The sequence below is a fragment of the Klebsiella huaxiensis genome (assembly GCF_003261575.2).
In the GTDB taxonomy this organism is placed as follows: Bacteria; Pseudomonadota; Gammaproteobacteria; order Enterobacterales; family Enterobacteriaceae; genus Klebsiella; species Klebsiella huaxiensis.
Map to the genome: position 1 here is coordinate 3,978,347 of NZ_CP036175.1, position 26,817 is coordinate 4,005,163.

20 protein-coding genes are annotated in these 26,817 nt (G+C 51.3%); 14 read left to right on the forward strand and 6 right to left on the reverse strand.

All coding sequences use genetic code 11. The features are described from left to right. Positions 1 to 17 precede the first annotated feature (17 nt). On the reverse strand, positions 18 to 530 hold the full coding sequence (gene ompX, locus DA718_RS19075; protein WP_110275359.1) for an outer membrane protein OmpX: 513 nt from the start codon (positions 528 to 530) through the stop codon (positions 18 to 20). Between the two features lie 353 nt (positions 531 to 883). Here ompX and rhtA point away from each other — a divergent pair, with 353 nt between their 5' ends. From rhtA to ybiO, 7 genes are all read left to right on the forward strand, one after another. Further along, positions 884 to 1,771: a threonine/homoserine exporter RhtA gene (gene rhtA, locus DA718_RS19080; RefSeq protein ID WP_112214713.1), complete on the forward strand. Its 888-nt coding sequence runs from the start codon at positions 884 to 886 to the stop codon at positions 1,769 to 1,771. A 227-nt stretch (positions 1,772 to 1,998) separates the two neighbouring features. Beyond that, positions 1,999 to 2,502 carry a DNA starvation/stationary phase protection protein Dps gene (gene dps / locus DA718_RS19085; protein WP_110275363.1) on the forward strand — a complete coding sequence of 168 codons (504 nt, stop codon included), beginning with the start codon at positions 1,999 to 2,001 and terminating at the stop codon, positions 2,500 to 2,502. A gap of 378 nt (positions 2,503 to 2,880) precedes the next feature. Then, complete coding sequence (glnH, locus tag DA718_RS19090) at positions 2,881 to 3,624, forward strand: glutamine ABC transporter substrate-binding protein GlnH (protein ID WP_110275365.1); 744 nt, start codon at positions 2,881 to 2,883, stop codon at positions 3,622 to 3,624. A gap of 98 nt (positions 3,625 to 3,722) precedes the next feature. Then, positions 3,723 to 4,382 carry a glutamine ABC transporter permease GlnP gene (gene glnP, locus DA718_RS19095; RefSeq protein ID WP_112214714.1) on the forward strand — a complete coding sequence of 220 codons (660 nt, stop codon included), beginning with the start codon at positions 3,723 to 3,725 and terminating at the stop codon, positions 4,380 to 4,382. Further along, positions 4,379 to 5,101, forward strand: coding sequence for a glutamine ABC transporter ATP-binding protein GlnQ (gene glnQ / locus DA718_RS19100; RefSeq protein ID WP_112214715.1), 723 nt, complete (start codon positions 4,379 to 4,381; stop codon positions 5,099 to 5,101). The genes glnP and glnQ overlap by 4 nt, the downstream gene beginning before the upstream one ends. A gap of 412 nt (positions 5,102 to 5,513) precedes the next feature. Further along, positions 5,514 to 9,938: an autotransporter outer membrane beta-barrel domain-containing protein gene (locus tag DA718_RS30970; protein ID WP_112214716.1), complete on the forward strand. Its 4,425-nt coding sequence runs from the start codon at positions 5,514 to 5,516 to the stop codon at positions 9,936 to 9,938. A gap of 104 nt (positions 9,939 to 10,042) precedes the next feature. Then, entirely contained in the window at positions 10,043 to 12,265 is a 2,223-nt protein-coding gene (gene ybiO / locus DA718_RS19110; RefSeq protein ID WP_376767891.1) for a mechanosensitive channel protein, read from the forward strand. A gap of 4 nt (positions 12,266 to 12,269) precedes the next feature. Here ybiO and rlmF read toward each other — a convergent pair whose 3' ends face one another. Continuing rightward, entirely contained in the window at positions 12,270 to 13,184 is a 915-nt protein-coding gene (rlmF, locus tag DA718_RS19115; protein WP_112214718.1) for a 23S rRNA (adenine(1618)-N(6))-methyltransferase RlmF, read from the reverse strand. 95 nt (positions 13,185 to 13,279) lie between these two features. Between rlmF and DA718_RS19120 the strand changes: the two genes are divergently transcribed. The 5 genes from DA718_RS19120 to ybiJ all read left to right on the forward strand — a co-directional run bounded on the left by DA718_RS19120 (position 13,280) and on the right by ybiJ (position 18,087). Continuing rightward, the gene (locus tag DA718_RS19120; protein WP_112214719.1) at positions 13,280 to 13,894 is read left to right on the forward strand and encodes a flavin reductase family protein; all 615 of its coding nucleotides are present in this window, start codon (positions 13,280 to 13,282) and stop codon (positions 13,892 to 13,894) included. A 300-nt stretch (positions 13,895 to 14,194) separates the two neighbouring features. Then, the gene (locus DA718_RS19125; protein WP_112214720.1) at positions 14,195 to 16,483 is read left to right on the forward strand and encodes a catecholate siderophore receptor Fiu; all 2,289 of its coding nucleotides are present in this window, start codon (positions 14,195 to 14,197) and stop codon (positions 16,481 to 16,483) included. 45 nt (positions 16,484 to 16,528) lie between these two features. Continuing rightward, positions 16,529 to 17,206 (forward strand): PKHD-type hydroxylase YbiX, encoded by a 678-nt coding sequence (ybiX, locus tag DA718_RS19130; protein ID WP_112214721.1) that lies wholly within the window; start codon positions 16,529 to 16,531, stop codon positions 17,204 to 17,206. Between the two features lie 68 nt (positions 17,207 to 17,274). Next, entirely contained in the window at positions 17,275 to 17,541 is a 267-nt protein-coding gene (locus DA718_RS19135) for a DksA/TraR family C4-type zinc finger protein (protein ID WP_112214722.1), read from the forward strand. A 285-nt stretch (positions 17,542 to 17,826) separates the two neighbouring features. Further along, positions 17,827 to 18,087: a DUF1471 family protein YbiJ gene (ybiJ, locus tag DA718_RS19140; protein ID WP_112214723.1), complete on the forward strand. Its 261-nt coding sequence runs from the start codon at positions 17,827 to 17,829 to the stop codon at positions 18,085 to 18,087. A 110-nt stretch (positions 18,088 to 18,197) separates the two neighbouring features. On the opposite strand, the gene DA718_RS19145 is transcribed toward ybiJ, so the two are convergent. Then, complete coding sequence (locus DA718_RS19145) at positions 18,198 to 19,532, reverse strand: NCS2 family permease (RefSeq protein WP_112214735.1); 1,335 nt, start codon at positions 19,530 to 19,532, stop codon at positions 18,198 to 18,200. A gap of 194 nt (positions 19,533 to 19,726) precedes the next feature. Here DA718_RS19145 and adeD point away from each other — a divergent pair, with 194 nt between their 5' ends. Further along, positions 19,727 to 21,493, forward strand: coding sequence for an adenine deaminase (gene adeD / locus DA718_RS19150; protein ID WP_112214724.1), 1,767 nt, complete (start codon positions 19,727 to 19,729; stop codon positions 21,491 to 21,493). A 29-nt stretch (positions 21,494 to 21,522) separates the two neighbouring features. Here the strand turns inward: adeD and ybiB are convergent, their stop codons facing one another. After that, positions 21,523 to 22,491 carry a DNA-binding protein YbiB gene (gene ybiB / locus DA718_RS19155; RefSeq protein WP_112214725.1) on the reverse strand — a complete coding sequence of 323 codons (969 nt, stop codon included), beginning with the start codon at positions 22,489 to 22,491 and terminating at the stop codon, positions 21,523 to 21,525. 42 nt (positions 22,492 to 22,533) lie between these two features. Then, positions 22,534 to 24,678 (reverse strand): ATP-dependent DNA helicase DinG, encoded by a 2,145-nt coding sequence (gene dinG, locus DA718_RS19160; protein ID WP_112214726.1) that lies wholly within the window; start codon positions 24,676 to 24,678, stop codon positions 22,534 to 22,536. Between the two features lie 473 nt (positions 24,679 to 25,151). Between dinG and DA718_RS31060 the strand changes: the two genes are divergently transcribed. Then, on the forward strand, positions 25,152 to 25,262 hold the full coding sequence (locus tag DA718_RS31060; protein WP_227016025.1) for a small membrane protein: 111 nt from the start codon (positions 25,152 to 25,154) through the stop codon (positions 25,260 to 25,262). A gap of 89 nt (positions 25,263 to 25,351) precedes the next feature. On the opposite strand, the gene rhlE is transcribed toward DA718_RS31060, so the two are convergent. Beyond that, entirely contained in the window at positions 25,352 to 26,698 is a 1,347-nt protein-coding gene (gene rhlE / locus DA718_RS19165; protein ID WP_112214727.1) for an ATP-dependent RNA helicase RhlE, read from the reverse strand. Positions 26,699 to 26,817 lie beyond the last annotated feature (119 nt).

Sequence of the window (26,817 nt, forward strand, 5' to 3'; positions counted from 1 at the left end):
TTACATCACCGAAGTGATTAGAAGCGGTAACCTACGCCAGCAATCCAGGTGCCAACGTCAACGTTACGAATACGAGACTGCTCGTAGGAGAAGTCCAGAGCAACGTTTTCGATCGGGTTGAACTGCAGGCCAGCACCGTAAGAGAAACCGTAGTCGCTCATATCAGATTTGTTCGGGTAGCTGTTGTCCTGGAATTTACCGTAACCAACACCCACTACACCGTAGATGCTTGCCCAGTCATTCAGACGGTAAGCCGGACCAGCGGTGATACCGTAGTACTGGCCTTTCTTGTAAACGCCATCTTCGGTACGATCTTTAGCGGTATAGGTAAAAGAACCGATAACGCCCAGCGGGTTATTGTCTTGCTCGTAGCGGTACTTCAGGTTGAAACCACCTGCTTTGTTCGCTTCGCCCTGCATGTCGCTCTGAGCGTAACCACCGGTAACGGTAGACGTTGCAGCGAAAGCAGTGGTACCTACGGATGCAGCCAGAACAACGGCCAGTGCTGAAAAACGTGCAATTTTATTCATAACCACCTCAAATGTGTTTCTAATAAGTCCTAAGCCTTAAATATATCAAAAACTTTTGGGAAACTCTTTTCACTTTACAGTGTCTAACGAACTTTTTCATGTAACTAAAGGTTTCTACGTTTCTATAACAAACTGGAAAACAAACCCTTTTTACAAATATAGTCCTATTAAGGCTCATAAAGCGCCAGACATGCATCCAGATAATTCCTAATCATCCGGTGAATTTATCTTCGCACCTCATCTCATTGTACTGCTCCTTGGGCGGATTATTTCAACATTAGCTAAACCGCCGCCGGGTAATTCCTTTACACTGGAACCTTTACCGCGTTTGACAAAATTTGACAGGAGAAAGGATGCCCGGCTCGTCCCGCAAAGTACCGGCATGGTTGCCGATACTGGTTATTATCATCGCCATGATTTCCATCCAGAGCGGCGCATCGCTCGCGAAATCGTTGTTCCCATTAGTGGGTGCACCTGGCGTCACCGCCCTACGTCTGGCCCTGGGAACCTTAATCCTGGTGGTGGTCTTCAAGCCCTGGCGCCTGCGTTTCGCCCCGGAGCAGCGTTTACCGCTGCTGTTATACGGTCTGTCGCTTGGCGCGATGAACTACCTGTTTTATTTATCAATTCAACATATCCCGCTGGGGGTTGCGGTCGCGCTGGAGTTTACCGGGCCGCTGGCCGTGGCATTGTTTGGCTCTCGCCGCCCACTGGACTTTGTGTGGGTGGCTCTGGCGGTGCTCGGACTGTGGTTCCTGCTGCCGCTGGGACAAGACATTTCGCAAATAGATCCGATGGGCGCGCTGCTCGCACTTGGGGCCGGAGCCTGCTGGGCAGTCTACATTCTCACTGGCCAGCGTGCCGGGGAAGAGCACGGCCCGGCAACGGTGGCGATGGGTTCGCTTATCGCCGCAGTGGTTTTCGTGCCGATAGGGATGATTCAGGCCAGCGATACGTTATTTCAGTGGGCGCTACTGTTGCCAGGGCTCGGGATCGCTATTTTGTCGACCGCTCTGCCCTACTCGCTGGAGATGATCGCCCTTACCCGCATGCCCAGCAAAACATTTGGCACGCTGATGAGCATGGAACCAGCCCTTGCCGCGCTTTCCGGGATGGTATTTCTTGGCGAGATGCTAACCCTCGTGCAAACGCTGGCGCTGGGGGCAATTATTCTCGCCTCGATGGGCTCCACTTTGACGATGCGTCGGGAAAGTAAAATAAAAGAAGTCGACATTAACTAATCGCAGGCTCTACGCGATAAAAACCTATCACGTAGAGCCTTAGTTAATTGATTTATAAGATATAAAAACCGTCCAACAGACCTGTGCTATCAGACCGATAGAGACTACCGCCACTGCAAACCTCATATCCGTTGCTATACTTAATCCCGCAAGTTATTGGGACGAGACGCTCCGCATAATTCAAATTTGAAGTATGACGAGTACAAATATCAAGAGGATATGAAACTATGAGTACCGCAAAACTGGTTAAAACTAAAGCAACGAATCTGCTCTATACCCGTAACGACGTCGCAGATAGCGCGAAGAAGGCGACCGTTGAGCTGCTGAATCGCCAGGTGATCCAGTTCATTGACCTGTCGCTGATTACCAAGCAGGCTCACTGGAATATGCGCGGTGCAAACTTCATTGCCGTTCATGAAATGCTGGACGGCTTTCGCACCGCGCTAGTCGACCATCTTGATACCATGGCTGAACGTGCCGTGCAGCTTGGCGGCGTGGCGCTGGGGACTACTCAGGTTATCAATAGCAAAAGCCCACTGAAAAGCTACCCGCTAGATATCCATAGCGTGCAGGACCATCTGAAAGAGCTGGCCGATCGCTACGCCATCGTCGCTAACGACGTGCGTAAAGCCATCGAAGAAGCAAAAGATGAAGATACTGCCGATATATTTACCGCTGCTTCCCGTGACCTGGATAAATTCCTGTGGTTCATCGAAGCCAATATCGAGTAATGCCAACTGCCGTCAGCCCCGCTGGCGGCTTTTTTTTGTTCCACTACGCCAATCGCCTTAATGCACTACATTAGTGCAAAAAAGTGTTCAAAATACGCACCAAAGTAAATCAATTGTAATAATCACCTCACACAATCGTTACGGCGAGATTGTTTTCCCCTCTGGTTTTGCGTTAAAAATGCTCTTGTTATGCTAAGTGCTTATGGTGCACCAAAACAACGCCCCACAATGGTGCAATTAACGTTATCCGTTATCAAAACCGTGCAATGAGATTCATCCTGGTTGTTGTAAAACAACGAGTTGTAAAACTGGCACGATTTTTTCATAAGACTATTCGTTCTCGCAGGGGATCATCCCGTGGATAAAAAAGGAAATGCTATGAAGTCTGTATTTAAAGTTTCACTGGCTGCACTGACCCTGGCTTTTGCGGTTTCTTCTCACGCCGCTGATAAACTGATTGTCGCGACAGATACGGCATTTGTTCCGTTCGAATTCAAGCAGGGCGATAAGTACGTTGGTTTCGACGTCGACTTGTGGGCTGCCGTCGCCAAAGAGCTGAAGCTGGACTATACCCTGAAGCCAATGGACTTCAGCGGCATTATTCCGGCGCTGCAAACCAAAAATATCGACCTCGCGCTGGCGGGAATTACCATCACTGAAGAACGTAAAAAAGCAATCGACTTCTCTGATGGCTATTACAAAAGCGGTCTGCTGGTGATGGTCAACGCTAATAATAATGACATCAAAGATGTTAAAGATTTGAACGGAAAAGTGGTGGCAGTGAAAGGCGGTACTGGCTCCGTTGACTACGCGAAAGCCAATATCAAAACCAAAGATCTGCGTCAGTTCCCGAACATCGACAATGCCTATATGGAACTGGGCACCGGTCGCGCTGATGCGGTACTGCACGATACGCCGAACATTCTTTACTTCATCAAAACTGCGGGTAACGGCAAGTTCAAAGCGGTCGGTGATTCACTGGAAGCGCAAGACTACGGTATCGCCTTCCCGAAAGGCAGCGACGAACTGCGTGAAAAAGTGAACGGCGCGCTGAAAACGCTGCGTGAAAACGGCACTTACAACGAAATTTATAAAAAATGGTTCGGTACTGAACCAAAATAATAATGAGCGTTTTCTCTTCCAGGCCTGCTGATAAGCAGGCCTGAATGATTTTCTCAGAGGGTCTCCTCTGTTTTCGACACGGTAACAGGAACACATTTATGCAGTTTGACTGGAGTGCCATCTGGCCCGCCATTCCAATTTTGCTGGAAGGCGCCAAAATGACGCTGTGGATTTCCGTCCTCGGCCTGATCGGCGGTTTGATAATCGGTTTGGTGGCCGGTTTCGCCCGCTGTTTCGGCGGCTGGATCGCCAACCACATCGCGCTGGTGTTTATCGAAATCATTCGCGGCACCCCGATTGTGGTGCAGGTGATGTTCATTTATTTTGCCCTGCCAATGGCGTTTAGCGATTTACGCATCGACCCATTCTCCGCGGCGGTGGTCACCATTATGATCAACTCTGGCGCCTATATTGCGGAAATCACCCGCGGCGCGGTGTTGTCTATCCATAAAGGCTTTCGCGAAGCGGGCCTTGCACTGGGCCTTTCACGTCGTGAAACCATCCGCCACGTGATCCTGCCGCTGGCGCTGCGCCGTATGCTGCCGCCGCTGGGTAACCAGTGGATTATCAGCATCAAGGATACCTCACTGTTTATCGTCATCGGCGTTGCTGAACTGACCCGCCAGGGCCAGGAAATCATTGCCGGTAACTTCCGCGCGCTGGAAATATGGAGCGCCGTTGCCGTCATTTATCTGATCATCACCCTGGTGCTGAGCTTTGTTCTGCGTCGTCTCGAAAGAAGGATGAAAATCCTGTGATTGAATTTAAAAACGTTTCCAAGCATTTTGGCCCAACTAAAGTGCTGCATGATATCGATCTGAAGATCAACCAGGGCGAAGTGGTGGTCATTATCGGGCCGTCCGGGTCCGGTAAATCAACCCTGCTGCGCTGTATCAACAAACTTGAAGAGATTACCAGCGGCGAGCTGATCGTCGATGGCCTGAAGGTCAACGATCCTAAAGTCGACGAACGACTGATTCGTCAGGAAGCAGGTATGGTGTTCCAGCAGTTTTATCTGTTCCCGCATTTGACGGCGCTGGAAAACGTCATGTTTGGCCCGCTGCGCGTTCGCGGTGCCAGTAAAGCGGCGGCGGAAAAGCTGGCGAAAGAGCTGTTGGAAAAAGTGGGGCTGGCGGAGCGTGCACACCACTATCCTTCTGAGCTTTCCGGCGGTCAGCAGCAGCGCGTGGCGATTGCTCGCGCGCTGGCCGTGAAGCCGAAAATGATGCTGTTTGATGAGCCGACATCTGCGCTGGACCCAGAACTGCGCCACGAAGTGCTGAAAGTGATGCAGGATCTGGCCGAAGAGGGCATGACCATGGTCATCGTCACCCACGAAATTGGCTTTGCCGAAAAAGTGGCTTCACGCCTGATCTTTATCGATAAAGGACGTATCGCAGAAGATGGCGATCCGCAGGTACTGGTTAAGAACCCGCCAAGCCCGCGCCTGCGCGAGTTTTTGCAGCACGTAGCCTGATGCCCAATGGCTCTCCCCATTCGTGGGAGAGCCGCTTTCCAGAATCCCTATTTCGAGGCAGTATTATCATCCGCAAGGAAACCTAAAACTGGTCGAACTGAATTGAAATCAATTATATTTAATATAATTAACTCACGTAATTAAATACACTCGCAGCAGTCACCTTAATAAATAACTCATGTTTTATGAATGTATGAAGTGAGATGAACATATATAATTCTCAATCTCAATAATCTAACGCCTTGCTTTATTCATATAACCCCAGCCTGAAATTCAGCATTGCAGAAAAGACATCACATTCTTTTTGTGATAAGCATCAAAAAACACAACCATTAAAAAAAAATATCAAAGATATCATGTTTCTATAGCTTAAATGATTATTGCATCTTTGTTTATTAGGGAATGATGAACTATGAACCGAAGCTTTAATATCGTCTGGAGTGCTGCACGTAATATGTTTGTCGTCGCACCAGAATTTGCCAGCAGCAATGGACGCCTTCTCAGCCATACTCGAATCAATGCTCTGGCAGCATCACTTTTATGCGTGTCAGGCGGCGCCCTGGCGGAAGACCGGACTTTTACAACTAATAATTCCGGTGAATATAAATTAAGTGGAACCTATCTTTCCAGCAACAACGACCCCAATAGCAAAGGAACAACTGCAATCTCGGCATGGGGCTGGGGTGATCAGAATATTGTTATTAGTGACGAAGGTATCGTCACAATCAAAACCTCAGGTGCTGGAACTAATGGCATATATATTGACGGAGCTAATAGTAGCCTAACGCTGGATAATCAGGGTTGGTCAATACTCACCGCGGACAATAGCTCGTCGGCGGTTACCGCAACTTCCGGAGCCAGGATATCCCTCACCGGCGGTTCAATCGCTACCCAAGGTGATAACTCGTTTGGAGTATCCTCCTCTGATGCTAACAGCATAGCTACCCTCAATGATGTCACGATTACTACAGCAGGGGAATGGGCTGGCGGTCTGATTGCCTATAATGGTGGAAAAATTGTGATGACGCGCGGCAGTATCATAACTGAAGGATATTTAGCCACCAGCGTCCTTGCATCTTCATCAGAAAGCGTTATTGATCTCAATAACGTATCTGTTTCATCGGCAGGTGACTGGAGTACTGCGCTATCAGCCAACGAAGACGCTCATATTACAATGACAGGCGGTAGCGTAGCCACTATAGGGATATATTCAGATGGAGTTACATCCTATAACAACAGCGTGGTAACCCTGAAAGATACGTCAGTTTCAACTTCGGGCGGTAACTCTGATAGCATTTCCGCAATTTTTGGCGGTACTGTTAATGTAACAGGTGGAAACATTACAACAACGGGTAACTCTGCTCATGGTGCCTATTCCGGAGATGTGAATAGCGCAATCACTCTGGACAACGTCAAAATATCTACCGCGGGAGAATGGTCTTACGGCTTATTATCGCGGGGGAATATCATCATGAGCAACAGTAGCATACTGACCACTGGTAGCTCAGCCTATGGTATAGGAAACGACAGTGGCGCTCTTATGCAACTCAGCAATCTTATCATATCGACCCAAGGTTATGGGGCCCGAGGGTTGTCTACAGATAAAGGAAACACAATATTAAAGGACAGCCAGGTGACTACCGCTGGCGATTATGCACCAGGCATTGTATCGAGTGAAGCAGGCATAGTTCTGGATAATATTGGCATATCAACCCATGGCCAATACGCATATGGAGTAGATGTCTACGCCACCAAACAAACGACAGTAAGCAATAGTCATCTGAAAACTACCGGCAGTGAGGCTAATGGTATTCTTGCATTTTCAGCTAAAGTTATCCTGGATAATGTCGATATTTCCACCTCAGGTACTAACGCTGAAGGGATATCAGCCAAGACGGATAGCAGTATTACAATGACCGGCGGTAGCATTCAAACGACAGGAGCAGGCTCCAGTGGTATTAATATTTATTCTTCAGACCTTCAGTTAAATCAAGTTTCTATCTCCACTCAGGGTGAGGACGCGTATGGACTCAAGCTCGGAAGTGGGAGCACTCTTACAGGCCAGAATTTAAACGTTATTAGTAATAAATCCTGGGGTGTATTACAGGAAAAAGAATGGAACTCGGCATCGGCATCACTAATTAATAGCCAGATAACCGGCGATAGCGCTGCCTATTATCTCGATTCATCATATGCTTATTACGACGATGAGCTCAATTCGCTCAATGTCACCGGCGGCAGCGTTACCGCCACAGCCAAGGACGGAAGTGCATTTTATGTGAATGCCGGTGCCGCAGATATTACCGTTGATAATTTGCAAAATGTCAGCGCCGCAAATCTGCTGACGGTTAGCGATAACAACTGGAATAACGTTATATTCCGCGCCCAAAATCACAGCACTCTGAGTGGTGCTATCCAGGCCGGAAACAGCAATGTCACGGTTGACCTGGACAAAACCAGCCTCTGGAATGTTCACGGCAATTCCGCGATCGGTAATCTTACCAACGCTGGCGTCATCAACCTTAATACCGCTTCGGGTTCCCTTAATGCTGGACAACTCATGCTCACCGATAGCAGCGTGCTCAATGTTCATTTGGGTTCCGCCGCCAGCGAACCAACTATCACCACTGGTCATAGTAACCTTAACGGGGCGTTGAATATCAGTGGCATTGGCAATATTAAGGATTCATTAATAACCACGCCGTACACTTTTACGCTTATTAGTGCAGAAAATAAGATTCAAGGAGACTTCAATCACTTCACCGTTGCAGGAATAGATGCGAAGAAGACGGACTTTTTAACCCTGGATGGACGAATTAACCCTGACAATAAAACTCAATATGAGTTAGTCACTTCACTTTCCTGGTATGCAGATAAAAACAATGCTGCAACCGAAGCGCACGGAACCTTTACGTTAAGTGAAGCAGATGGCCAATTTACGGTAAATAGCCGTCTTGATGATGTCGAAAATACGCTCGCCTCAACTAATAGCAGCGGCTGGGATGGTAAATCACTGACTAAACTTGGCAACGGTACTTTAATTCTCTCCGCAGCCAATACCTACAGCGGTGATACCAACGTTAAAGAGGGCTCCTTATGGCTGGAGAACAGCGGAACAATTGGCACCATCGGAAGTAAGCAGAAAATTAACATCGCGTCAGGAGCGAGTTTCGGCGGTAGCGGCATCGTTAATGGCCACGTCTTTAATGGCGGCAATATTACCATGAGCAAAAATGGAGAAACTGGTCGTACTCTGACAATTAATGGAAATTATACCGGTAATAACGGCAACCTCTTTTTCAACACCCAGTTGGGTGGCGATGACTCGTTAACAGATAAGCTGACGATCTCCGGTGATTCAAACGGTAATTCTACCGTCTATATCACTAATGTGAATGGCAAGGGTGAAAAGACAAATAAAGGCATTGAATTAATTGACATAGCAGGTAAGTCAAACGGTGTCTTTACCCAAGGGAATCAGGTTCAAATTGGCTTATATGAATACCGTTTGTATAAGGATGCCGGAGACTGGTACCTACGCTCTCAATCGAACACACCTGTAGATCCAGTGAAACCTGATGACGGCAACAACGGCAACGTTGACCCGGTTAACCCCGATGATGGCAACAACGGTAACGTTGACCCGGTTAACCCCGATGACGGCAACAACGGCAACGTTGACCCGGTTAATCCTGACGACGGCAACAACGGTAACGTTGACCCGGTTAACCCCGATGACGGCAACAACGGCAACGTTGACCCGGTTAACCCCGATGACGGCAACAACGGCAACGTTGACCCGGTTAACCCCGATGACGGCAACAACGGCAACGTTGACCCGGTTGATCCTGATGATGGCAGCAACGGCAATACAACACCTCCTGGTTCACATCAATATCGGGCAGATATAGGCGCATATCTTGGCAACCAATGGATGGTTCGCAATCTGCAAATGCAAACGCTTTACGATCGTCAGGGCAGCCAGCTTCGTACCGATAATGGCAATATGTGGATGCGCTTTAAAGCCGGACGCTCCGATTCGAAAGCCGTTACCGGGAATATCGATATAAACAACAACTATTCTCAAATCCAAATAGGTGGGGACATACTCACCTGGGATAACAGCGAACAAAGTCTGGTAACAGGCATCATGGCCAGCTATCTCAATGCGGATACTGATAGCACGGGTAATCGTGGTCTGGATGGCAGTAAACTGTCCGCCAGCGGCAATGTTTCAGGTTACAACTTGGGAATTTACTTAACCTGGTTTGCCGATGCCCGGACGCACGGCGGTCTGTATATTGACAGCTGGTATCAGTACGGGATGTACAGTAACACGGTGAAAAATGGAGATGTTGGCTCAACGGACTATGATTCCCATACCCATACCGCTTCGCTAGAAGCTGGATACCGATATGACATCGCCCTGAAAAATGGTAACCAGATTAGCCTGACGCCGCAGGCGCAAATCACATGGCAGAAGTATTCTGCTGATACCATTATCGACCAGGGAAGAACGCGGATTGATGGGCAAAACAGCGATAACTGGACAACGCGTCTCGGTCTGCGCGTAGATGGTAAGCTATATAAAAACCAAGATTCAGTCATTCAGCCATTTGCCGAAATAAACTTGTTGCATACCAATGATGATGTCTCCGTTGCATTTAATAATGCTGACGTGCAAATGGATTTACCTGCAAATCGCGCCGAGCTAAAAGCGGGAATTGAAGTGAATCTTAATAACCAGTGGAGTATTACCGGATTAGTTGCCGGACAAAAAGGCAGTAATAATTACGGCGACCTTAACGGTAGCCTTAACGTTCAATACAGCTGGTAAACCATATCCCAATGGCTCTCCCCATTCGTGGGAGAGCCGCTTTCCAGAATCATCCAACCTCACCCTCCAGATCTCGTCTTCTATACTTATCGGTTTGAGATGCAATGGAGGTGCCTGTGCTGCGGATTCTGTTACTGCTCGCCATGTTGTTTACCACCCCGCTATTCGCCGCAACGCTGCCCGGCGTGCCGGCTGCCACTACTGACCAGCCCAGCAGCAGCGAACCCGATCTTGAGCAGAAGAAAGCCGCCTACGGCGCGCTGGCCGACGTGCTCGAAAACAACGATGCTCGTCAGGAGCTTATCGACCAGTTGCGTAAAGCCGCCGCCACGCCTCCGCCCGCCAGCACGCCAAAGCTGACGCCGCCCGAAGTCGAAGATGAGACCACAGTGCTGGAAAACGTTACACAAATCAGCCGCGAATATGGCGAGCAGCTCTCGTCACGTTTCTCTCAGCTCTGGCGTAACATCACCGGTTCTCCGCATAAACCCTTCAACTCAGAAACGTTCAGTAACGCCGCCTGGCACTTTTTACTACTGGCAGGGCTGGTTTTTGCCTTCTGGTGGCTAGTGCGCCTGGCGGCCTTGCCTCTGTATCGTAAAATGGGCCACTGGGGACGGCATAAAAACCGCGATCGCAGCAACTGGCTCCAGCTCCCCTCAACCATTGCCGGGGCTTTTATCTTTGACCTGCTCCTGCTCGCGCTAACGCTATTCGTCGGCCAGCTTTTAAGCGATCGCCTCAACGGCAATAATTCCACTATCGCCTTTCAGCAAAGCCTGTTTCTGAATGCTTTCGCGCTGATTGAGTTTTTCAAAGCCCTTCTGCGGGTTATTTTCTGTCCACGGATCCCTGAACTGCGGCCATTCAATCTCAGCGATGAGGCAGCGAAATACTGGAATTTGCGCCTGAGCGCCCTGAGTAGCCTGATTGGCTATGGCCTGATCGTCGCGGTACCCATTATTTCTAATCAGGTCAACGTGCAGGTCGGCGCGCTGGCCAACGTCGTTATTATGCTGTGTATTACACTGTGGGCGCTGTACCTAATTTTTCACAATAAAGCATTGATTACTCAGGGGCTTATTCAGCTTGCCGATCGTTCATTGGCCTTCTTCAGTTTGTTTATCCGCGCCTTTGCCCTGATTTGGCACTGGCTGGCCTGCGCCTATTTTATCGTGCTGTTTTTCTTCTCGCTGTTCGACCCCGGCAATAGCCTGAAATTTATGATGGGCGCGACGTTACGCAGTCTGGCGATTATCGGCGCTGCTGCTCTGGTTTCTGGCATCTTGTCGCGCTGGATTGCCAAAACCATCACGTTGTCGCCAGAAACCCAACGCAATTACCCCGAGCTGCAAAAGCGGCTTAACAGCTGGATATCCGCTTCGCTAAAAGTCGCGCGGATATTAACGGTCTGCGTGGCAATTATGCTGCTGCTCAGCGCCTGGGGGCTGTTCGATTTTTGGAGCTGGATCCATAACGGTAGCGGGCAAAAAGCGGTAGATGTTCTGATTCGCATCGCGCTGATCCTGTTCTTCTCGGCGATTGGCTGGACGCTGCTCGCCAGCCTGATAGAGAACCGTCTGGCGTCGGATATTCATGGTCGCCCGCTGCCCAGCGCCCGCGCCCGGACGCTGCTGACGCTGTTTCGCAATGCGCTGGCGGTGGTAATCAGCACCATTACGGTGATGATCCTGCTTTCGGAAGTGGGGGTGAACATCGCTCCGCTGCTGGCCGGTGCCGGGGCGTTGGGCCTCGCGATTTCGTTCGGTGCGCAAACTCTGGTCAAAGATATTATTACCGGGATTTTTATCCAGTTTGAAAACGGCATGAATACCGGCGATTTGGTCACTATTGGGCCGTTAACCGGCACGGTGGAACGGATGTCGATTCGCTCGGTCGGCGTGCGCCAGGATACCGGTGCCTATCATATTATTCCGTGGTCTTCGATAACCACCTTCGCCAACTTCGTGCGCGGCATCGGTTCAGTGGTCGCCAACTATGATGTCGACCGACAGGAGAGTCTGGATAAGGCCAATCAGGCATTGAAAGAGGCGGTAGCGGAAGTGATGGCACAGGAAGAGATTCGCGGGCTGATCATTGGCGAACCGTCTTTCGCCGGACTGGTGGGCTTGAGTAATACCGCCTTTACCCTGCGGGTCACCTTCACCACCCTGCCGCTGAAGCAGTGGACGGTTCGTTTTGCCCTCGATACCCAGGTGAAAAGACATTTCGACCTCGCTGGCGTTCGCGCACCGGTGCAGACTTATCAGGTGCTACCAACACCGGTACCTGCCGGGCCGCCGGCTCCTGCGGAGCCGACGTTATAGCAGATTAAAACGGACGGCGGCGTTTGGCTTCATCCATAAAGGTCCAGGCGATAAAGCGGCTTTGCTTGTTGCCCTGAGCCATCTCTTTTTTCACCACTTTTACCGCGCCGACGTCGGTCAGCGCGCGATAAAGCAGCGGCAAATTGTCACCGCGGGAAACCAGTGAGGTAAACCACTTCACCTGACGGCCAAACTGCTGGCTCTCCTGAATCATCTGGGTGATAAAGGCTACCTCACCCCCTTCGCACCACAGCTCTTGCTGCTGGCCGCCAAAGTTGGTGACGCTATCTTCGCCCAGTCCCAGATTGCGACGTTTGCGCTCGCCGCCCTCCCGCGCGCTGGCGGCGGAATCATGGAACGGCGGGTTGCACAGGGTCGCGTCGTAAGTTTCGTTTTTATGAATAATGCCGGTCAAAATCGCTTTGGTATCTTTTTGGCGACGCAGGCGAATCTGGCGAGTCAATCCAGGATTACCGTTGACGATAGCCTGCGCGCTGGCGAAAGCCTCAGCGTGTGTTTCACTGCCGGTAAAACGCCAACCGTATTCATGTACGCCAATTAGTGGATAGATGCAGTTTGCGCCGACGCCAATATCAAGAATGCTGGCCTGCGAGGGAATAGCCCCTGTGTCCAGTGCCAGCAAATCGGCGAGGTGATGAATGTAATCAGCTCTTCCCGGCACCGGCGGGCAGAGAAAGCCCTCAGGGATATCCCAGTGTTTCACTGCGTAAAAGTGCGCCAGCAGCGCTTTATTCAGCGCCTTCACCGCCAACGGGTTGGCAAAGTCGATGGTCTGCTCACCCACCGGATTGAGGGTGATAAAGGCCTGAAGCTCAGGGTGGGCCTGGCACAATGCGGGCAAATCGTAGCGTTGGTGGTGGCGGTTACGCGGGTGTAACCCCGGTTTCTGGGCTTTCATGGCAATCTCCTTTGAACAGCCGCGTAAGATACCCGTTGACGGCGGCGCGGTAAATAAGTGAGTCTGGATATCTACTCTTTCGTCATGGGTGTCGTATGTACTTCTATCAACCTTCGCACGGACACGGTCTGCCGCACGACCCGCTTAATGCCATTATCGGGCCTCGGCCCATCGGCTGGATCGCCTCGCTGGATAGCAGCGGGCAGCGCAATCTCGCACCCTACAGTTTTTTTAACTGCTTTAACTATCGGCCACCGATTATCGGTTTTGCCAGCAGCGGCTGGAAAGATAGCGTGCAGAATATCGTCGAGACTAAAGAATTCGTCTGGAATCTGGCCACTCGCCCTCTGGCGGTAGCGATGAACGAAACGTCCGCCAGTATACCGCGTAATGAGGATGAATTTTCACGCGCCGGGCTCACGCCCGCTGCCAGCCGTATTGTCAGCGTCCCACGGGTTGCCGAAAGCCCGGTGAACTTCGAATGTCGCCTCTCGCAGTGCATCCAGTTGACCACCGCCGACGGCATGGCGGTTGAAAGCTGGCTGGTGCTGGGCGAAGTAGTGGCGGTGCATATCGACGAGTCGCTGCTGGAGGAAGGGATTTACCAGACCGCTAAAGCTCAGCCGATTTTGCGCGCCGGAGGCCCCAGCGCCTACTACGGCATCGATGAGAGCCTGCGCTTTGATCTTGTTCGTCCGGACGCACGCTAACCCCTTCATCCTGAACTACGCGATCTGCAATATAGGGCCCACATCCAGGTTGGGCCCGTTCTGCTTTTATCCTCGCCCATAGCCTCCCCTCTTTATGTAGAAAAAATGCAGTCAATGTAAATAAATGTATTTATTTTTTTATAAATGAGTGATAAAAATTCGGCCGTTGTTTGATAATGATTATCACAATCATTATCAAAAGCATTGCTTTTGTTAAAAATCACCTGCAGTGGTCGGGGCGAAGCATCGCTTCGTCTGCGGTCGTTATGGCCTAATTAAAACTATAAGTCACTTATTGATATGGAAAAAAATAATAATCTGCCGTTCAGCAATTTCAACTCACTGACAATCTTCACCGGTTTATGCCTGAGTCTCTCTCCGACCGGTCAAGTGCTTGCAGCGGACAGCACTGAAAAGAATGCTGGCGAAACGCTGGTGGTCGAAGCGCAAACTCCATCGCTGTATGCGCCGACCCACTCCGCCGATCCTAAGTTTTCTCGTCCGATCGCCGATACCACGCGAACGGTCACCGTTGTCTCTGAGCAGGTGATGAAGGATCAGGGCGTCACCAACCTCACCGATGCGCTGAAGAACGTTCCCGGCGTGGGGGCGTTCTTTGCTGGTGAAAATGGCAACTCTACCACCGGCGACGCCATCTACATGCGCGGCGCAGATACCTCCAACAGTATTTACGTCGACGGTATTCGCGATATCGGCAGCGTCAGCCGCGATACCTTCAACACTGAGCAGGTTGAGGTCATCAAGGGGCCGTCTGGTTCTGACTACGGTCGCAGCGCGCCGACCGGTTCAATCAATATGATCAGCAAACAGCCACGCCTGGACTCCGGCATCGATGCTTCCGCAAGCGTAGGTAGCGCCTGGTTCCGTCGCGGCACGCTGGATATTAACGAGACCATTGGCGAAACCAGCGCGGTGCGCCTGAATCTGATGGGTGAAAAAACCCACGATGCAGGCCGCGACAAGGTGAAAAACGAGCGTTACGGCGTGGCGCCATCGGCGGCGTTCGGTCTTGGCACTGAGACCCGCTTGTACCTGAACTATCTGCACGTGACCCAGCACAATACACCAGATGGCGGCATTCCGACTATCGGTCTGCCAGGGTATTCCGCCCCCAACGCCAGCACCTCGGCGCTGAATCACTCCGGTAAAGTCGCCACCAGCAACTTCTACGGCACCAATTCCGACTACGATGATTCCACCACCGATACCGTGACGATGCGCTTCGAACACGATCTGAGCGACACCACGACCATTCGGAACACGACCCGCTGGTCTCGCGTGAAGCAGGATTATCTGATGACCGCAGTGATGGGTGGGGCGACGAACATCACCCAGCCTAACCCCAGCGATGTTGGCACCTGGACCTGGTCACGTCTGGCAAACACCAAAGACACCAGCAACAAGATCCTCACTAACCAGACTAACCTGACCTCGAAGTTCTACACCGGCTCCATCGGCCATGACGTCAGCACCGGTGTGGAATTCACCCGCGAAACGCAGACCAACTACGGGGTTTATCCGCTAACGCCGCCGGCGGTGAACATTTATCACCCGAACAGCGATATCTCCATCGGCGGCCTGGACCGCAGCGGCGCCAACGCCAACGGGCAAACGGATACCTTCGGCGTTTATGCCTTCGACACCCTGCAAATTACTCAGGACTTCGAACTTAACGGCGGGATCCGTCTGGACAATTATCAGACTAAATACGATAGCGCGAGCCTGTGCGGCGGTACCGGACGCGGTGCTATCGCCTGCCCGACGGGCGTAGAGAAAAATACGCCGGTCACCACCGTCGATACCTCCACCAGCGGTAACCTGGTGAACTGGAAAGCCGGTGCGCTGTATCATCTGACCGATAACGGCAATATCTATGTCAACTACGCCGTTTCTCAGCAGCCGCCGGGAGGCAGCAACTTCACCCTCGCGCAAAGTGGTACCGGCAACAGCGCCAATCGTACCGACTTTAAACCGCAGAAAGCAAAAACCAGCGAAGTCGGAACCAAGTGGGAGCTCATGGAGAAGCGCCTGCTGCTGACCGCCGCCCTCTTCCGTACTGATATTGAAAACGAAGTCGAACAGAACGACGACGGCACTTATTCACAGTACGGTAAAAAACGCGTGGAAGGTTATGAGATCTCTCTGGCCGGTAATATTACTCCTGACTGGCAGGTTATTGGCGGTTATACCCAACAGCGCGCCAGCATTAGCGAAGGCGCGAATACCGCCCAGGATGGCACCAGCGCGCTACCGTATACGCCAGAGCACGCATTTACCGTCTGGAGCCAATATCAGGCCACTGAGGCTATCTCCGTCGGCGCTGGCGCACGCTACGTCGGCAGTATGCATCGCGGTAGCGACGGCGCGGTCGGTACGCCGTCCTATACCGAAGGCTACTGGGTAGCGGATGCCAAGGTGGGTTATCGTATCAACCGTAATCTCGACCTGCAGCTGAATGTCTATAACCTGTTTGATACCGACTATGTTGCCTCTATTAATAAGAGCGGCTACCGCTATCACCCGGGGGAACCGCGGACCTTCTTGTTAACCGCCAATATGCATTTCTGATCCACGATGGGGCGGCAACGCCCCGTTTCTTCAGGAGACAAAATCATGATGTACCATATCCCCGCCGTCCTTAGCCCACAGGAAGTGGACTATTTCACCGCCCAGCTCCAACAAGCCGATTGGGTTGACGGCCGCGTAACTACTGGCGATCAGGGCGCTCAGGTCAAAAATAACCAGCAGGTAGACACCCGCAGCAGCTTGTATGGCGAACTTCAGGCAACGGTCGTCGCAGCGCTGAATCGCAATTCGCTGTTTTTTGCCGCCGCGCTACCGAAAACCCTTTCCAGCCCGCTGTTTAACCGCTATCAGCAGAGTGAAACTTATGGATTTCACGTTGATGGTGCGGTGCGCAGTCAGGCCCAGGGCGGCTGGATGCGTACCGATCTCTCCGCCACCCTCTTTTTATCCGCCCCGGAAAGCTACGAGGGCGGCGAGCTGGTGGTTAACGACACCTACGGCCAGCACTCGGTTAAGCTCCCGGCTGGCGACCTGGTACTCTATCCTTCAAGTAGCCTGCACTGCGTCACTCCCGTTACAGTGGGTACCCGCGTGGCCTCGTTCTTATGGATTCAATCCATGATCCGCGACGATAAGCACCGCGCCATGCTGTTTGAGCTGGATGGTAATATTCAGAAGTTAAAAAGCCGCCATGGTGAAAGCGACGAAGTGCTGTCTCTGCTAAATCTGTACCATAACCTGCTGCGCGAATGGTCAGAGATCTGAACCTTGTCTGGTCATTTTTTATCCCCATATTCTCTATACTGACAGTAAACGAGATAACGAGGTGAACCATGGCATCAGGCTGGGCAAATGACGACGCCGTGCAGGAGCAAATCGACAGCACTATTAATGATGCCATCGCGCGGGCGCGAAATGAGCTTTCATCGGGTGAAAGCAACAAATTTTGTGAAGAGTGCGGAGAGCCGATTCCGGAAGCGCGTCGGCAAGCGGTTGCGGGGGTGAGATACTGCGTAAAATGCCAACAAGATAAAGATTTACATAACAATACATTTTCAGGATATAATCGCCGCGGATCTAAAGATAGCCAGCTTCGCTGACCGTCACTTACCTTTCATTACCGCAGATCGCGTTATCTTTTCGCGCACGTTTTTTGGCAAACTGAGTGGCAAAATGTGCCCTTACCTCCCCCTGAACTTCGCTTCAATCCGTTTTCTCTTCACGGGCTAAAATAATTTATTAATATTCAATAAATTAATAATCATTCAAAAAATTAGATTGAGATTGTTAATTTCCTTCGATTTTATCTCTCGCTCAAAACCGTGATACTTCTCACATCGACGGAACATCGTCACCTGTACAAGACAACCTGCGAGAGATTAATGATGAAAACTATCAAATATGCTGCCGCCGCCATCGCCCTTTCCGCTCTGTCCTTTGGTGCTTTCGCCGCTCAGCCGGTAACATCGGCTCAGGCAGAAAGCATGAACAAAATCGGTGTGGTTTCCGCTGAAGGCGCAACGACGCTGGATGGTCTGGAAGCTAAGCTGGCAGAGAAAGCCGAAGCCGCTGGCGCAACCGGCTACAGCATCACCTCTGCTAACACCGCTAACAAAATTAGCGGTACCGCGGTTATCTATAAATAATCGCCACAAATTCCTGTAGCAAGTAAGACCCTGTAATGCCACTGTTTCAACCCTGTAAGACCCTTTAATACCCTTGCCTTGCCCGTCCATCCCACTGGACGGGCTTTTTTTTAATCAACAAGAATAATTTTCAACGCAAACAGCATCGCAACCGCAATGACGCACAGATTCAGCTCACGCCATCTTCCACAGAAGATCTTCATAATGCAGTAAGCCAGAAAACCAAGCGCAATCCCCTCGGTGATAGAGAACGTGAAAGGCATCATTACCGCCGTAATAAAAGCCGGAACTGACTCGGTAAAATCATCCCAGTCAATACGGGCGAGGCTGGATGTCATCAACACGCCAACGAAAATTAAGGCTCCAGCCGTTGCATATCCCGGCACTATTTCAGCCAGCGGCGAAAAAAACATCACCAGCAAAAACAAAACGCCGACAACCACCGCTGTAAGACCGGTCCGGCCTCCCACCGACACACCGGCCGTACTTTCGATATAAGCGGTCACCGATGAAGTACCAATAAAAGCACCGGCCACTGAACTCAAACTGTCAACATACAGCGCCTTATGCATATTAGGGAATTTACCCTCTTTGCCAATTAAACCCGCTTTATCCGTCACGCCGATTAGCGTCCCTGAAGAATCAAATAGATTAATCAGCATGAATGAGAAAATAATACCAGCCAGATCCAGCGATAGGGCACCTCGTATATCCACTTCGCCAATCACCCCGCTAATACCAGATGGAGTAGAATAAACACCATTAAAATGAACATCGCCAAAAAATAAACCACAACATGATGTGACGACAATTGAAACCAGCACTGCGGCATGGAAGTTTCGTGAAGAGAGAACGGCAATAATAAAAAAACCAACAATCCCTAATAACACGCTATGCGAACTCAAGTCGCCAATGGCAACTAACGTATCTTTATTTGCAACAATGACACCTGAATTTTTCAGCCCCATCATTGCAATAAACAACCCTATTCCACTGGTGATACCTATGCGCAAACTTATTGGGATGTTTGCAATCATCCAGTAACGAATGCGAAAAAGCGTTAATAAAAACAACCCAACAGCGCCCCAGAATATTGCGCCCATCGCTGTCTGCCAGCTCATCCCCATCGCCCCAACAACCACAAAGGCGAAAAAGGCGTTTAGCCCCATTGCTGGTGCCAGCGCAACAGGAAGATTTGCAATAAGCCCCATGGCAATGCTACCAATACCGGCAATCAAACAGGTGGTGACAAAAACGACCTTCGCATCCATATGCGCTGCAGCTAAAATTTGCGGATTAACAAAGACGATATAAACCATCGTTAAAAACGTAGTGAGCCCAGCTATCACCTCTGTGCGCACACAGGTATTATGCTGCTGTAGTTTAAAAAAATGGGAAAGACTGCCTACACTCTGATGAATGTTTTCGCTGCGTTCATTTTTCATGTTTTTCATCCGCTGATGAAGAATAATTTTATGATACATCCACTGACTTTACTCTTTTTAAATCATACCTGACTCATAATTCAGTGATAGCTATCACATCGTAAAAATCTATTTATCGATAAAATAAAAAACCACCACAGATGATAAAATGATAATTAAAAAATCAATTTGATAAATCAAAATGAGAAAATAAAATGATAAATAAAATTAACTTTAAATATCACCAGATTAGTCGTCAAAACAGACAAGAATTGCTCGCCGTATCACGTAGCGAGGGTGTTGCAGATTATATTATTGATAATGTCACTGTACTTGATTTAATTAATGGCGGGAGTTTCGCAGGCCCCATAGTGATAAAAAACCAGCATATTGCCGGTATTGGCCCAGAGTATGCCGATGCCCCGGCTCACCAGCGTGTCGATGCCCGCGGAGCAACAGCAGTACCAGGCTTTGTTGATGCCCATTTGCATATTGAGTCGAGCATGATGACCCCCGTAGCTTTTGAAACGGCAACTCTGCCGCGCGGCCTGACAACCATCGTTTGCGATCCCCATGAAATCGTCAATGTGATGGGGGAATCCGGCTTCGCCTGGTTTATTCGCTGTGCCGAGCTGGCCCAACAAAATCAGTATATTCAGGTTAGCTCCTGCGTCCCTGCCCTGAAAGGTTGCGATTTAAACGGTGCCGACTTTACCCTTGAACAAATGCTCCGCTGGCGCGACCATCCCCTGGTCACCGGGCTCGCGGAGGTAATGGACTATCCCGGCGTTATCGCCGGAGAGCGTGAAATTGCGGATAAAATAGACGCGTTTCGTACTCTGACGATTGACGGTCATTGCCCGGGACTGAGCAGCAAAGCGCTTAATGCATATGTTGCCGCTGGCATCGAAAATTGCCATGAAAGCTATTCTCAACAAGAGGGCCGCGAAAAGCTACGGGCGGGAATGGGATTAATGATCCGTGAAGGATCCGCTGCGCGAAATCTCGATTCGCTCGCGCCGTTAATCAATGAAATGAACAGCCCACAATGTATGCTTTGTACCGACGATCGTAACCCCTGGGAAATTGCCCATGAAGGTCATATCGACGCGCTTATCCGCCGCCTTATTAACCAACACAATGTACCGCTACATGTCGCTTACCGTATTGCCAGCTGGTCAGCCGCGCGCCATTTCGGCCTGAAACATCTCGGACTGCTGGCACCGGGAAAACAAGCGGATATCGTCCTGCTTAGCAATCCTCAGCAAGTTGAGGTACAGCAAGTGTTTATTAAGGGAACTCCTGTCGATGAACACGCATTACTGCGCGCCGAGTCTGCAACGTTAGCAAAAACGCATCCTCCCTTAGGCAACACGGTTGTACGCCAGCCGGTATCCCCCGCCGACTTTGCCTTCAATTTCACTCCCGGCAGGCGCTATCGCGTGATTGAGGTCATTCCTAACGAGCTGATCACCGGCAATGGAGAGAGCCTGTATACCGGGGAAGGGTTTGATCGAGAAGATATCTGCTTTATCAGCGTTCTGGAACGTTATGGCAAGCAAACGCCGCCCGCCTGCGGTCTACTGAGCGGCTTTGGTTTACGTGAAGGGGCACTGGCGGCAACCGTTAGCCATGACAGCCATAACATCGTTGTTATTGGCCGTCGCGCGCAAGAAATGGCCACGGCGGTAAATCAGGTTATCTCAACCGGCGGTGGATTGTGCGTCGTCCATAATAACCAGGTCATGGCTCATTTGCCGCTACCTGTCGCCGGGTTAATGAGCACCGAAACGGCACAAACGCTGGCGCAGCAAATAGGTTCGCTCAAAGCCGCAGGTAAACTCTGCGGCACTCTTCCCGACGAACCTTTTATCCAGATGGCGTTTTTATCACTACCGGTTATCCCAGCGCTCAAGCTAACCAGCCAGGGGCTCTTTGATGGCAGTAAATTCGATTTCACTTCGTTGGAAATCACTGAGTAAAGCAGCGCCGCCCGCAGTGGCGGCGATGATTACCAGTGCTCAGCCACTTTCGCCAGCCCCTGTTCCAGAGTGGCTGTTTCCCCGGCAGCCACCAGACAGCAGGCCAGCTGGATTCTCAGCGACAGGGGTAGCGGTTCGCGCCCTGTCACACAGCGTTCAATCCAGCGTGCGGTCACCTCCGGGTCTTTTGACTCTGGTAGCGCAACAGCCTGTGCTGTACCAATATCCTGACGCTCGTTCAGCACACGCGTTCCTTCTGCATCAATCAGGCTAATCTGCGGGCAGCGTTGCGGGTTAGCATAGACTTCGCCTTCAGTACCGTGCATCAGCAATGCCCGACCGCCGATTTCAGTAAAGAATTTCGCCACTCGAGTGACGTATTCAGGATGAGAGACGCTCGACAGACGCAGCGCCGCATCTTCCGCGAACGGCGTCGCCAGCTTGGCCAGCGTGTGCGCACTGTTGCGCACGCCCATACGCCAGCGTATCGATAACTGTTTCTCCAGCGCTGGACAAAGCACACCTATCGGGATGTAAACCGGCTGATGGATGTCCAATCGCGCCTGGGCCTGACCCTCGTGTAGCGTGGCCGGAATCCCCATCAGCTCGAAAATCGTTTCAGTGAGCACGCGGGTTGGATCATGACTCACGCCGTGCACCACCACCGGGAAACCGAGTTTGTGCAGCAGGATGGCGATCAGCGGGGTCAGGTTTGCCTGTTTGCGCGCACCGTTATAGCTGGGGATAACGATCGGCATAGGTTTACCCACCGGCGGCGTCAGGCTTAGCGTCTGCTGCTGCATCGCCTCGTAGAAGCCCTTCATCTCCGCTTCGCCTTCACCCTTGATGCGCAGGGCAATAAGAATGCCGCCCAGTTCGAGCTCGGGCACTTCGCCGTTAAGCATCCGCGAATAGAGCGTGCGGGCCATTTCGACATCCAGGTCACGGGCGTGGTTTTTCCCCCGCCCTACTTCTTTAATGATCTTGCTGTAGTCCATCGAAGGCTCCTTTGAGCTTCTCACATCGTCGACATTGCACCATTAACGCCGTTTGCGACGCGTCGGTTTTGCTTTAGTTTTTACTATAACCTCAGGGACGGTAGGCTGCTCTATCGGAAATACGGGTAATGCGTTCAATAAGCGTTGGCCGTAGTTTTTGGTCAACAATCGCTTATCGTAAATCACCACTTCCCCCCAGCAGCTATGGCTACGGATCAGGCGTCCCACCTGCTGAATCAGGTTGAAGGAAGCACTCGGCAGACTTTGAACTTCGAACGGATAGCGATTGAGGCTTTTGAGCCATTCGCCTTCGGTAATCACCACCGGGCTGTCTATCGGCGGGAAGGCGATTTTGTGGATATGAACCTGGCTCAGCAGCTCGCCTTTTAAATCGAGTCCTTCGGCGAAGGATTGCAGCCCGACCAGTACGCTTCGTTCTCCACCTTCAACGCGCTTACGGTGCACTTCCACCAGCCGATAGCGCGGCTTATCACCCTGCACCAGCAGCAGCAAGCGCAAATCGGTCACGTGCTCAAGAAAACGCTGCATCGCTCTTCCGCTGGCAAACAGCACCAGCATGCCAAGATGCTTTTTACTCTCAACCTGCTCGCGGAAGTATGCCGCCATCTCGGCGATATGCTGTTCTTCGTGGTCAATAAGCGGTTCGTAGTACATCTGCGGGATGACAATTTTACCCTGTTCGACGTGGTTAAACGGTGAATCCAGCGCCACAAAGCGGTCTCCCGCCTTCTCTTTCAGTCCGCTCATCTCCTGCAAGCGAGAAAAGCTATTCAGCGAACGTAGCGTCGCCGAAGTGACAACAATATGTGGGACGCTGCGCCAGAGCAGCCTTTCCAGCTGATCGCTGACGCGGATCCCCACGCAGTGGAACCAGATATGCATCTGACCGTCACGCAGGTCGCGGGTGGCCCATTTGGTCACCGGCGCGCCTGAAGACTGCGCCAACGATGCCAGACGCCACAGTTTGCTCTGACTCTCAAACATCCCCAGCGCGCGGTTCATCTGCAGCAGAACCCGGTGTAGACGCACCACATCATGACTGCCTGTTTTTTCGCCAAGGTCGTTGAGGAACAGCTCCGCCAGCCCGCGCAACGTTTCCGTCAGCTTCGCCAGCCGCTGGCAGATCTCCATGACTTCCTGCGGCAGCTCGCCCATTGGAAAGCGGTGTTCCGCTTCCTGACCCGCAGGCATATACAGGTTAAGAATATTATTTAGCGAGGAGATAAGCTCAAACAGCTCCTCGCAGTGCGCGTTCAGGCGCTCAGGATTCGCCAATGGTGGTGTGGTTTTAGGCCGGAACTGTTCCATGCAGGTGGCGACCAGCTTGGTGAACAGATCCAACTGCAGGCGATACCACGGAGCGGTGATTTCAGCGCTCATTTCCAGCGCATCACGGGCGACATCCGGCAGATGGTGACCTTCATCAAGCACCAGCAGTAAATTCTTCGGATCCGGCAGCACCGCCTCGCTCTCCATTGCCGCCATGACCAGTGCATGGTTTGCCACCACCACTTCGGCTTCCTGAATTTCTCGCCGGGCGACGAAAAATGGGCATTCGCGATAATAGTGGCAGTTGCGGTTCAGGCAGCTGGCTTTATCGGTGCTCAGACGGCTCCACAGCGAATCATCTATGTTTTTATCGGTGTGATCGCGCAGGCCATCCCATTTATAACTATCAAGATCCGTTTTAAGCGTCGCGCACAACTTCTGCTCCGCCTGGTTATTCGGTGTGAGGTCGTCATCAAGGAAGGCGAGCAGGTCCTGCTGTGTCGGGTCCGTACTGGCGAGAGCGGCCAGGTTACGCGTACAAACGTAGCGCCCACGACCAAAGGCGGCGGTAAATCGTAGGTCGGGAATAATTTTACGCAGCAGCGGCAGGTCTTTACTGTAGATCTGGTCCTGCAACGCCACGTTGGCGGTGCTGACTACCAGCGTTTTTTGCTCTTCACGGGCAATCGCGATGCCGGGGATCAGGTATGACAAGGTTTTGCCGACGCCAGTGGGAGCCTCAATCGCCAGATGTCGCCCCTCTTCCCCGGCAAGCGTCTTCGCGACATCGGCGATCATCTGCCGCTGCGGGGGACGGGGAATAAAGTCCGGAATCTGTTCCTGAAGCGCCTTATACCAGGCGGCGATTTGCGCTTTTAGCGCAGCGGTCAAAGCCATGAGAAAACCTGAATACTGTATAAACAGCCACTATTGTGCCATTTTTGACTGGGCGGAGGTATCCCTTTTTCGGCAAACGGGAAGCGGTCTCGCAGAATCTGTCGAAAAATGATCGTTCAGAATCTCAACAATGTCCAATCAGCTAGCGATATCCATATAATAACAATACATACCACCGTTATTTACGTTGATAACAAATATAATTTCTTAATTCATCAGGATAACACCAGATATCGAGTTTCCCTTTAAAAAGGTTAATATCAAAAAAAGAGAAAAAATGAACAAACGTAGCTAAACATATTCCGAAAAAATAGAACAAAAAAGGTAAAAAATAAACTTAATCGTTTAATATCAGTAAAATACAGTATGGCTACACTTATAAGATACTTTATCTAAACCACTAATCCGTATACTACCTTTTAGAACCCACATGGGGATGTCAATTATTGAGGGTATTTATGGTTGCTTTTTTAATGTTATTGGTTTCTGTTATTCTTTTGGTGGTCGCCGGTTATAATTTTGTCAGCTATTGCAGAAGCCGAAAAAATGGCTCATTGCCGAAAGTGAAGCCACATAAAAAATAATGCCTGTCTGATGAACAACCACGAGCGTGAATGCTCACATCACATGGGGTCACGCTGCGGCAGGTTATCCCACCGCAGCCAGAACGCTATTACTCAGCCGCGGCAGGTTTGCGCGGGCGACGACGGCGAGGAGGCTTACCGTCCTGAGTACGCGCTTTCGGTGCTTCGCCATCGGTACGACGCGGAGCGGACTGCTGACTGCGCCCTTGACCCTGGCCGCCGCGCCCCTGGCTCTGACCACCGCGACCGCCGCCACGCTGCTGGCGACCGTTCTGAATCGGCTCGGCTTTGATGGATGGATCCGGTTCATAGCCCGCGATGGCGATACGTGGGATCTCTTTTTTCAGCAAGCGTTCGATATCATGCAACAGCTTATGCTCGTCAACGCAGACCAGCGACAGCGCTTCGCCAGTTGCAGCCGCACGACCGGTACGACCGATGCGGTGCACATAATCTTCCGGTACGTTTGGCAGCTCGTAGTTCACTACGTGCGGTAACTCCTCGATATCCAGACCGCGAGCGGCGATGTCGGTTGCCACCAGCACGCGGATGCCACCGGATTTAAAATCTGCTAATGCGCGGGTTCGTGCGCCCTGGCTCTTGTTACCGTGAATCGCGGCGCTGCGAATACCATCTTTATTAAGCTGCTCTGCCAGATGGTTGGCGCCGTGCTTAGTACGGGTAAAGACCAGCACCTGCTGCCAGTTGCCTTCGCCGATCATCTGCGACAGCAGCTCGCGCTTGCGCTTTTTATCAACAAAATGCACTAACTGGCTCACCTGCTCAGAGGCGGTGTTACGGCGGGCGACTTCAATTTCCAGCGGGTTATGCAGCAGCTTTTCCGCCAGCGATTTAATGTCGTCGGAGAAGGTTGCAGAGAACAGCAGGTTCTGGCGTTTTGGCGGCAGCTTCGCCAGCACGCGGCGAATATCGTGAATAAAGCCCATATCCAGCATACGGTCGGCTTCATCCAGCACCAGCACTTCAACCTTATCCAGGCTAACCGCGTTCTGGTGCTCAAGATCCAACAGACGACCCGGCGTCGCCACCAGGATATCAACGCCGCTGCGCAGCTTCATCATCTGCGGATTAATACTCACGCCGCCGAAAACCACCAGCGAACGAATATTGAGATATTTACTGTAATCCCGCACGTTCTCGCCAATCTGGGCTGCCAGCTCGCGCGTCGGAGTCAGGATCAGGGCGCGCACCGGGCGACGACCTTTAGCATGCGGTTCTTGTTGGATCAGATGCTGAAGCAGCGGCAACGTAAAGCCTGCCGTTTTACCGGTGCCGGTCTGGGCGCTGGCCATCAGATCGCGACCCTGTAATACCGCAGGAATCGCCTTCTGCTGGATAGGGGTTGGCTCAACATAGCCCTGTTCAGCGACGGCACGCAGGATTTCAGGATTCAGGCCAAGGGAATCAAAAGACATAACAACTCCGAACCGCCCCGGCCCGTCACAGGCATAGTTTTCAGGGAGATTATTGCGAAAGAGATGGCAAAAACCACAATGCCATGAAGTGGCGCAGTCTAGCAGATTTTGTGATGAAC